The sequence below is a fragment of the Shinella sp. 838 genome, from assembly GCF_029623935.1.
Classification (GTDB): Bacteria; Pseudomonadota; Alphaproteobacteria; order Rhizobiales; family Rhizobiaceae; genus Shinella.
This window is the reverse complement of sequence record NZ_JARSBQ010000015.1, coordinates 113,431-122,391: the sequence shown is the minus strand read 5'-3', so window position 1 is coordinate 122,391 and position 8,961 is coordinate 113,431. Positions and strand designations below refer to the sequence as shown.

The 8,961-nt window shown below is 62.2% G+C and carries 8 protein-coding genes and 1 pseudogene; 4 read left to right on the top strand and 5 right to left on the bottom strand.

The annotated features are described in order from the left end of the window. Window positions 1–117: pseudogene (locus tag P9A16_RS30325) on the top strand (IS110 family transposase); the annotation flags it as partial. A gap of 471 nt (window positions 118–588) precedes the next feature. Here P9A16_RS30325 and P9A16_RS30320 read toward each other — a convergent pair. The 5 genes from P9A16_RS30320 to P9A16_RS30300 all read right to left on the bottom strand — a co-directional run bounded on the left by P9A16_RS30320 (window position 589) and on the right by P9A16_RS30300 (window position 6,017). After that, a complete protein-coding gene (locus tag P9A16_RS30320) occupies window positions 589–1,527 on the bottom strand; it encodes a sugar ABC transporter substrate-binding protein (protein ID WP_023511926.1) in 939 nt (312 codons plus the stop codon). Between the two features lie 28 nt (window positions 1,528–1,555). Continuing rightward, window positions 1,556–2,509 (bottom strand): ABC transporter permease, encoded by a 954-nt coding sequence (locus tag P9A16_RS30315; RefSeq protein WP_130520089.1) that lies wholly within the window; start codon window positions 2,507–2,509, stop codon window positions 1,556–1,558. Further along, a complete protein-coding gene (locus tag P9A16_RS30310) occupies window positions 2,509–3,507 on the bottom strand; it encodes an ABC transporter permease (RefSeq protein ID WP_023511928.1) in 999 nt (332 codons plus the stop codon). Before P9A16_RS30310 ends, P9A16_RS30315 begins: the two co-directional genes overlap by 1 nt. After that, entirely contained in the window at window positions 3,504–5,021 is a 1,518-nt protein-coding gene (locus tag P9A16_RS30305; protein ID WP_278026301.1) for a sugar ABC transporter ATP-binding protein, read from the bottom strand. The genes P9A16_RS30310 and P9A16_RS30305 overlap by 4 nt, the downstream gene beginning before the upstream one ends. Before the next feature lie 165 nt (window positions 5,022–5,186). Beyond that, window positions 5,187–6,017, bottom strand: coding sequence for an amidohydrolase family protein (locus P9A16_RS30300; RefSeq protein WP_130520087.1), 831 nt, complete (start codon window positions 6,015–6,017; stop codon window positions 5,187–5,189). 213 nt (window positions 6,018–6,230) lie between these two features. Between P9A16_RS30300 and P9A16_RS30295 the strand changes: the two genes are divergently transcribed. The 3 genes from P9A16_RS30295 (at window position 6,231) to P9A16_RS30285 (ending at window position 8,955) form a co-directional block, all read left to right on the top strand. Continuing rightward, window positions 6,231–6,911: a GntR family transcriptional regulator gene (locus P9A16_RS30295; RefSeq protein ID WP_130520085.1), complete on the top strand. Its 681-nt coding sequence runs from the start codon at window positions 6,231–6,233 to the stop codon at window positions 6,909–6,911. Between the two features lie 44 nt (window positions 6,912–6,955). Beyond that, window positions 6,956–7,285 (top strand): L-rhamnose mutarotase, encoded by a 330-nt coding sequence (locus tag P9A16_RS30290; RefSeq protein WP_278026300.1) that lies wholly within the window; start codon window positions 6,956–6,958, stop codon window positions 7,283–7,285. Window positions 7,286–7,443: 158 nt separating this feature from the next. Then, entirely contained in the window at window positions 7,444–8,955 is a 1,512-nt protein-coding gene (locus tag P9A16_RS30285) for a UxaA family hydrolase (RefSeq protein ID WP_130520083.1), read from the top strand. Window positions 8,956–8,961 lie beyond the last annotated feature (6 nt).

Genomic DNA, 8,961 nt, shown 5'->3' with positions numbered 1-8,961 from the left:
CGGAAACCCAGAATGCTTGTGGCCATCGCCCTTGCAAACAAAATGGCCAGAGCGATCTGGGCCATGCTGACAACAGGCAAGGATTATCAAAATCCGGCACAGACTGCCGCTGCATGACAAAGGTGTGGCGTAAGGCAGTTTAACGTCGGTGACGGAGGTGTGAGAAAGTCGACGCCCCATATGGGCAAAATGATCGAACAGATCTGGATCAGGAAAACCAGTTCGGGGCATAGAGCCCTTCAGCTCGCTGAATAGATTTGGACCTGATCCGCTGATCACCATATCGGCCAGCGGCTTCCGAAGTACCGCATTTAAAGGCCTGACAGAAGACCGCACTCGATCACACCTAATGGGTCAGAAACTTCTTGCATTACGGGCGGCAACCACAGAAGCCCCGGGCTCCACGCCCCCCCCCCCGGGTTAGCTGGAGCAATGCTCTGCGGTGGTGGCATGACAGATGCCGGCCTACCGTCTGTGCATAGAGACGCGGCACGCCGGGGCGGTTTCAATTGTCGACGCGGTAGCACAACAGGAAAGGCCGCGCAGCGCCACCGGCGCTGCGCGGCAGAAGGCCTTCACAACGGTGTATCAGAAAGCCGGCTCGACAGAATCGACATTGGCCTTGGTGACAACGGTAAGCGGAATCGGCAGGCGTGCACCGACCTCCTTGCCGTCGAGGATCTCGGCCATGGTGTTGATCGCGAGCTTGCCATCCTCGACCGGCGACTGGACGATCGTTGAATACATCTCGCCCGAGCGGATGGAATCGAAGGCATCGCGCTGGCCGTTGATGCCGACGATCGGCGGCGTCGGCTTGCCGGCATTCGCTTCCTTCCAGGCATCGATGAAGCCGCGCGCCATCGTGTCGTCATTGGCGTAGACACCGGTGATCTTGTCGCCGAAACGGGTGATCAGGTCGCGGCTGGCGACGAGCGCCTTCTGCTGGTCGAAGTCGGCATTAACAGTTTCCAGCACCTCGATCTTGCTGCCGGTCTCCTTGAGACGATCGACGAAACCACCGACGCGGCCGATGGTCGTGCCATTGCCGGCCTGACCGGCGATAACGACGACAGCCCCCTCGCCCTTCATCGCCTCGTTCAGCGAGTCGGCAGCAAGCTTGCCTTCTTCATAGACATCAGGACCGGTAAAGGACTTGATGAAGTCATTTGCCTGCTCCGCCATCGGCGAATTGATCAGGATCGCCGGAATGTTCGCCTGCTTGGCGCGGGCGAGCGCCGGGATATAGGCCTGCGGGTCGAGCGGCCAGAGAATGATGCCGTCGGCCTTGCGCGCAATGCAGGTGCTGACCTGCTCGGTACCGGTCTGCACGTCGAAGTTCTGGCTGAGGCTCAGGATCTCGATGCCGAGTTCCTTGGCACGCTCGTTGAGGGCCACGTTTGCCGGGGTCGCATAGGCATGGGAATCGGCGGCCGTGACGTAACAGACCGTCTTGGCGCTGGCGAAAGCCGTCGAAGCGAGCAGGGCGGCGGCAATGGCAGCCGGCAATCTTACAGTCTTACCAATCATGTTTTCCTCCTTCATCGATTGGAAAATATCAGGCGGGGGCAGCGTTCGCGGCAGGCTTGCGCCGGCCGCTGCGAACGGTTCGGTCGAGAACGACGAGCAGGAGCAGGATCAGCCCGGAGGCGACCTGCTGCATGTAGGCGGGGACCGACTGGAACTCCATTGCCGTCGTCAGTGCCGCGATGGTGAGAACACCGCCGAGCGTGCCGAGCGCCGAACCACGCCCGCCTTCCAGCCGCGTCCCCCCGACGACGACCGCCGCGATGACAGCCACGGTCAGTTCCGAACCGTAGACGGGAGAGCCGGTATTGGTGGCAAGGCTCTGCAGCACGCCGGCCACGCCGGCAAGCGTGCTCGCGAAGACGAAAGACAGGACCATGACGCGATCCGCCGAAATTCCGCTCGCCTCCGCCGAATGGGCATTGGAGCCGACGGCAAAGAGGTTGCGGCCGGCGACCGTGCGCGTCAGCCAGACGTGCAGGGCGAGGATGGCGATCAGGAACAGGCCGCTGCGGACGGTGAAGACCTCCAGATAGATCTCGCTCAGCGTGATCGAGAACATGATGTCGGTGCCCGGGATCGGCTGGCTTGCCGTCATCCAGTGCGCGACCGAGCGGAAGACCAGCATAGTGGCCAGCGTCGCGACCAACGAATTGATGCGCAGCACCACGACGAGGAAGCCGTTGACGGCGCCGGCAGCCGCGCCGGCCAGCGCACCGGCAACGGCAGCCCATCCCATCCCGAGCGCCGGCTGGAGCATGATCGCTACGATACCGGAAACCGCGAAGACCGAACCGACGGAAAGGTCGATCTGGCCGGCGATCAGAAGAACCGTGAGACCGATGGCGATGAGACCGATGGTCGAACCGCGATCAAGGCCGAGGCTGAGCGTCGTGAGGCTGACGAAACCGGGCACCAGGAGCGCTGCCACGATGAGCGTGAGACAGAGGATGACGGCGACGCGATAGCGCAGGAGCATGGCCATCAGGCAACCCCCCGCTTGCGCAATGCAATGTCGAGCGCGACGGCGCCGGCAATCAGGAGGCCGAGGACAAAGCCCTGTATCGGCGTGCGCACACCCTGGAGGACCATGACATTGGTGAGCAGTTGCACGAAGACGAGACCGGCCATCGCGCGCGGAATGGAGCCGAAACCACCCATGATCGACACACCGCCTACCACGACGGCGGTAATGGCGCTAAACTCGTAACCCTGGCCGACGAAGGGGCGCGCACTTTGCAAGGTCAGGCCGAGCAGCCCCCCGCTGAACCCTGCGGCAAAGGCGGTGATGACGAAAGCACCGGCGCGAACCGCACGCACCGGCACGGCGCTCGCTTGTGCCGCACTGTAGTTGCCACCCGTCGCAATCGTCCATCGCCCCCAAAAGGAGCGCGACAGCACGAAATTGCCGAGAAAGGCGATCGCGATGAAGATGATGGCAATCATGGGTACGCCGAGAACGCGGCTCTTGACGAAATCCGCCGAACTCGGGTCCGCGCCGTAGACGATGACGCCGCCAACGGCAGCCTGCACGAAGCCGAGAACGATCGTGCCCATGCCGAGTGTCGCGATGATGGGATTGATACCGACATAGCCGACGAGAAGGCCGTTGACGAGGCCGGTGAGCCCCGCCAGCAGGACCGCGACGGCAAAGGCGGGAACGGGTCCGATATAGGGCTGGAGGGCGAGCGACAGGATCGCACCGCAGGCGATGGTCGCAGGCACCGAGAGGTCCGCCATGCCACCAACGACGAGCACGAAGGTCATGCCCACGACCACGATGCCGACGATGGACATGGAAGTCAGCACGTTCACAAAGTTGCCGGCCGTGAAGAAGACGGGATTGGCGATGGTGCCGTAAACAATGACGGCGAGGATGGCGAGCAACAGGCCCCCGCGCGAAAGAAGCCCAACCGCACGGCTACCCTGGCTGAAGCGATCGGCCACCTTCGTTGTCTGTCCCATGGCGGCGACATCCGTCATGCGGCCTCTCCTTCTGCACTTTCCTCACCCGTCGCGAGCGCCATGATGCGCTCCTCGCTCAGGCCCTCGCGGGCGATCGGCATGGATGCCCGCCCGTCACGCATGACGACCACGCGGTCGCATACGCCCATGATTTCCGGCAGCTCGGAGGAGATCATCACGACGGCCATACCGTTTGCGACGAGCTGCCCGATGATGCCGTGGATTTCCGCCTTGGCGCCGACGTCGACACCGCGCGTCGGCTCGTCGAGGATCAGCACCTTCGGATCGGTGGCGAGCCAACGGCTGATGACCGCCTTCTGCTGGTTGCCGCCCGAGAGAAGGCCGATGCGACGCTCGCCATCCGGCGGCACGATGGAGAACTTCTTGACATAGGTGCCGGCAAGTTCGCGCTCGTCGCCACGGCGGACACGACCAAAACCATTGGCAAGACGGCGCAGCACCGGCAGGCTGATATTCTCCCGCACGGTCATGGCCGGCACGATGCCGTCGCCCTTGCGATCTTCAGGCACATAGGCGATGCCGACCCGGGCCGCTGCAGCCGGCGAGCCGATGTTCACCGGCACGCCGTCGATTTCGACCGTGCCCGTGGTGAACGGCGCAAGACCGAAAATGGCCCGCGCGACTTCCGTGCGCCCGGCGCCGACAAGCCCCGTAAGGCCAAGGATTTCGCCGGCGCGCACATCGAAGCTGATGTCATGGAAGCGGTCGCCATCACCGATGCCGCGCACGGCCAGAACAGTTTTGCCGATAGCCGCCGGTGTTTTCGGGAAGACGTTGCTGACCTCCCGGCCGACCATGAGGCGGATCATCTGCGCGGCGGTAATGCCGCTGGCGGGCCGCGTCTCGTTCATGCTGCCGTCGCGAAGAACCGTCACCTCATCGGCGATTTCAAGCACTTCCTTGAGGCGGTGGCTGATGTAGATAATGGCAATGCCGTCGTCACGCATCTTGCGCAGGATGCGGAAGAGCGCCGCCGTCTCGTGCTCGCTGAGGCTCGAGGTCGGCTCGTCGAGCACGATAATGCGCGGCGCGGCGGCATGGGCCTTGGCGATTTCCACCAGCTGCTGCTGGCTGATGGTCAGGTCGCCCAGCCGCTGTTGCGGATCGATGGACGCACCGAGCTCACCGAGGACTGCGCCAGCGCGGCGCACCATGCCGCCGCGGTCGAAGAAGCCGAACCGCTTCGGCATACGGCCGAGAAAGATGTTTTCGGCGACCGTAAGATCCGGCACGAGGTTCAATTCCTGGTGCACCATGCGGATACCGAGCTTCTGGGCATCGGCCGGGCGCTTCATCCGCACTTCCACGCCCGCCACTTCGATCGTGCCGGTTGTCGGCGCATAGGCACCGCTCAGGATCTTCATCAGGGTCGATTTGCCGGCCCCGTTCTCGCCGACGACGGCATGAACGGTTCCAAAGCGAACGGCGAGATCAACACCGGAGAGTGCCTTCACGCCCGGGAAGACCTTGCTGATCCCCCTCATGTGCAGTGCGTTTGCGGCCGACGGCATTTCACCCCTCCCCAGCCCGGCTCGCATCGCTCGCGATGCCTCGTTCCTCCAGCCGGCGAAGTTCTATTACACTAATATAACAGTAGTGACAAGCGACCTCGGCCAATCAATATTGTGCATCCATCCGGCATGCCGCCCTAACGACGGCATCCCGCCATGGCGAGGTCAGAGACGGTAGAATTTCACCGCATTGCTACCGAACACCTTGGCCATGCCTTCAGCATCGAGCAGCGGATCAAGGATGCCCCGCGCGGCGTTCAGCACCTCTGCATAGGAGGCGGCAAGAAGGCAGACCGGCCAGTCGCTGCCGAACACCAGCCTGTCCGCACCGAAGGCGTGAAAGACGTGATGGACATAGGGGGCGAGATCCGTCGGCACCCAGTCCGCATGCCGCGCTTCGGTAACGAGGCCGGAGACCTTGCAATGCACGTGGGGATGCACAGCCACCCGCGCGATATCCTCGGCCCACCCCTCCATTCTGCCGCTCGCCACAGGTGGTTTCGACAGGTGATCGATGACGGCTCGCAGGTCAGGCACGGCATCGAGCATGCGTGCGATCCGGGACAGATGACGGGGAAACGTGAGAATATCGAACGCCGCACCCGAGGCTGCCAAATGGCCGATATTGGCCAGAACCGCCGGGCGAAGGATATAATCGTCGTCCGCGTGGTCCTGCAACATGGGCCGCAACCCGACGAATTTCGGACGGCGCATCAGCGCCTCAAGCTTGACGGGAAACGCCGCGTCCTCGAAATCGAGCCAGCCGACCACGCCGGCAACAAAATCCGCATCCGACGCCAAAGAAAGCAGGAAATCCGTCTCGGCCTCGGTCTGCGCGGCCTGGACGAGCACGGTCCGGTCGACACCGGCGCGCCGCAGGACGGGACGGAGGTCGTCCGCGAGATAGTCGCGTGCCAGTACGGGCACATCCGGCGACATCCAGTGATAGTCACCACGATCCGCCCGCCACAGATGATGATGCGCGTCGATGATCAACCTGCTTCCCCTTGCTTCGGGCGCCCATATTGGCTTTTGTGCATAACACTAGTATTATAATGAACACATCCGCAATGCGGATTCGTGCAGACCAACACACAGGACAGGAAGAATTCAGACCACAGGATATGCCTGCACGGAGACTGGCGCCCCTCGCTCGCAAGCTGCTAATCTGAAATATCGCTTCAATCGTTCTCACAAGTCACGGTGGCCATGGACATCGACGCATCCAATCTCAACCGCTCCCTTCCGCTGCGCGACCAGATCTATCACAAGGTCCGCAGCTTGATCGTCAGCGGCCAGATGAAACCAGGGGAATCGATCAACGAGATGGCGATCGCCCAGTCGCTTGGCGTCTCCCGAACACCCGTGCGCGAAGCCGTCAAGCGCATCAGCGACGAGGGCCTCGTCAACGTCTTCGCCCAGACCGGCACCTTCGTCGCGCGCATCAGCATCCGCGACATCGAGGAAGCCTACGTCATTCGCAATGCGCTGGAAATGGAAAGCGCGCGCCGCGCCGCCGAGAAACTGACCCCGGCCCAGGCAGAGGCATTGGAGGACAACATCGCCGCCCACAAGACGGCGATCGCCCGCGGCCGCTTCAGCGATGCCATCCAACTCGATGACATCTTTCATCGCACCATCGCAGAAGTGAACGGCTTTCACATGCTCTGGCGCGCAGTCGACATTTCCAAGGCGCAGATGGATCGTGGCCGCTACCTCGCCATTCCCAAGCCCGGCTACGGCGACCAGACCATTTTGCAGCATCAGGCGATCCTGAAGGCGCTGCAGCGCCATGACAGCGAGGCAGCGGCCACCGCCATGCGCGAGCACCTCAATACGTCCCTGCGCAACACGCTGGAAGTTGCCGCCGCAAACAACGCATTCGGCTGAAGGGTTCAGCCGCCCCGCCCTCACCTCTCTTCAAGGAGTGCAGCATGCAGCGCATGGGCCTGTGCATCGGGCTAAAGCCTGACGTCATCGACGAATACAGGGCGCTGCACGCAGCCGTCTGGCCGGAGGTGCTGGCAGTCATCAGCGTGGCCAACATTCGCAACTATTCGATCTTTCTGCGCGAGCCGGAAAATCTGCTCTTTGCCTACTGGGAATATCACGGCGCCGACTTCAAGGTGGATGCCGCCGAGATGGCACGCTCGCCGGCCATGCAGAAATGGTGGGAGATCTGCGATCCGCTGCAGCAGCCGTTTGCCACCCGCAAGGACGGAGAGTGGTGGGCGGACATGGTCGAAGTCTTCCATCACGACTGACGTCCCGGGAACGTAAATCCCCTCCATCTCGCACCGCGAGGTTTCGATGCAGCTCCCAGGGCATTGCCATGCTTGACCGCATCGCTACTATTATATTAGTATTCAAATATCACAAACTCCATCGCGGAGCGCGCCTGCGTCACCCGCCCGAGCATATCATGGCCCGTTTCATCCAGCTTTCCGCCGCCGACAACATCGTCCTGGTGACCGACCCGTTCAATCCGGGCGACCTTGCGGGGAGCGTGGTGGCAACGACCCGCATCCCCCGCGGTCACAAAATGGCGATGACAGCGATCGGCAAGGATCAGCCGATCATCAAATACGGTCAGGTCATCGGCTTTGCGAAGGATGCGATCGCACCCGGCGACTGGGTTCACGAACACAATGTCTATGTCGATTCCTTTGAGCGGAACTACATGTTCGGCGAAAACCTGAAGGAGACACATGTGCTGCCGGAAGCGGCGCGAGCCACCTTCCTCGGCTATCGCCGCGCCAATGGAAAGGTCGGCACGCGAAACTACGTCGCCGTCCTGACATCCGTGAACTGTTCGGCGAGTGCTGCCCGCTTCATCGCCGAGGAAGTCAACAAATCGGGTGTGCTCAGGAACTATCCGAACATCGATGGCGTCATCTCGCTCGTGCACGGCACGGGCTGTGGCCTGGACGTCAATGGCGAAGCCCATGACATGCTCAAGAAGACTCAATGGGGTTTTGCGACCAATCCGAATGTGGGCGGCGTGCTGATGGTCGGTCTTGGCTGCGAGGTTTTCCAGATTCCGCGCTGGATGAAAACCTTTGGCGTCGAGGAAAACATCACCTTTCGCACCCTGACGATCCAGGAGGCCGGCGGCACGCGCAAGACGGTGGAAGCGGGCGTGCATGCGATCTACGAGATGCTGCCGGCCGTGAACGCGCACAAGCGAACCGCTGCGCCCGCATCGGAATTGGTTCTTGCACTGCAATGCGGCGGATCGGACGGCTATTCGGGCATTACGGCAAACCCGGCGCTCGGCGCGGCCGTCGACCTGCTTGTCGAGCAAGGCGGCACGGCCATCTTGTCGGAAACACCGGAAATCTATGGCGCTGAGCATCTCTTGACCCGGCGCGCAGAAAGCCGCGCAGTCGGCGAGAAACTCGTCGAAAGGATCCATTGGTGGGAGGACTACACTGCCCGCCACAATATGGAAATGAACAACAATCCCTCGCCCGGCAACAAGCTCGGCGGCCTGACGACGATCCTTGAAAAATCACTCGGCGCGGCGGCAAAGGGTGGCTCGACGAACCTGCGCGCCGTGTTCGAATATGCCGATCCTGTCGATACGACCGGCCTCGTCTTCATGGACACGCCGGGCTACGATCCGGTCTCGGCGACCGGGCAGGTGGCGGGCGGGGCCAACATCCTCTGCTTCACCACGGGCCGCGGCTCAGCCTTCGGCTGCAAACCGACGCCGTCGATCAAGCTCGCCTCCAACTCCCACATCTACGAGCAGATGATCGAAGACATGGATATCGACTGCGGCGACGTGTTAAGCGGCGTTTCGCTGGAGGAAAAGGGCCGGCAGATATTCGATCTCATCCTGCGCACGGCATCCGGCGAACTCACGAAATCCGAGCAACTCGGATATGGCGATCTCGAATTCGTGCCCTGGAACATCGGTGCGACGATGTAAGGCACA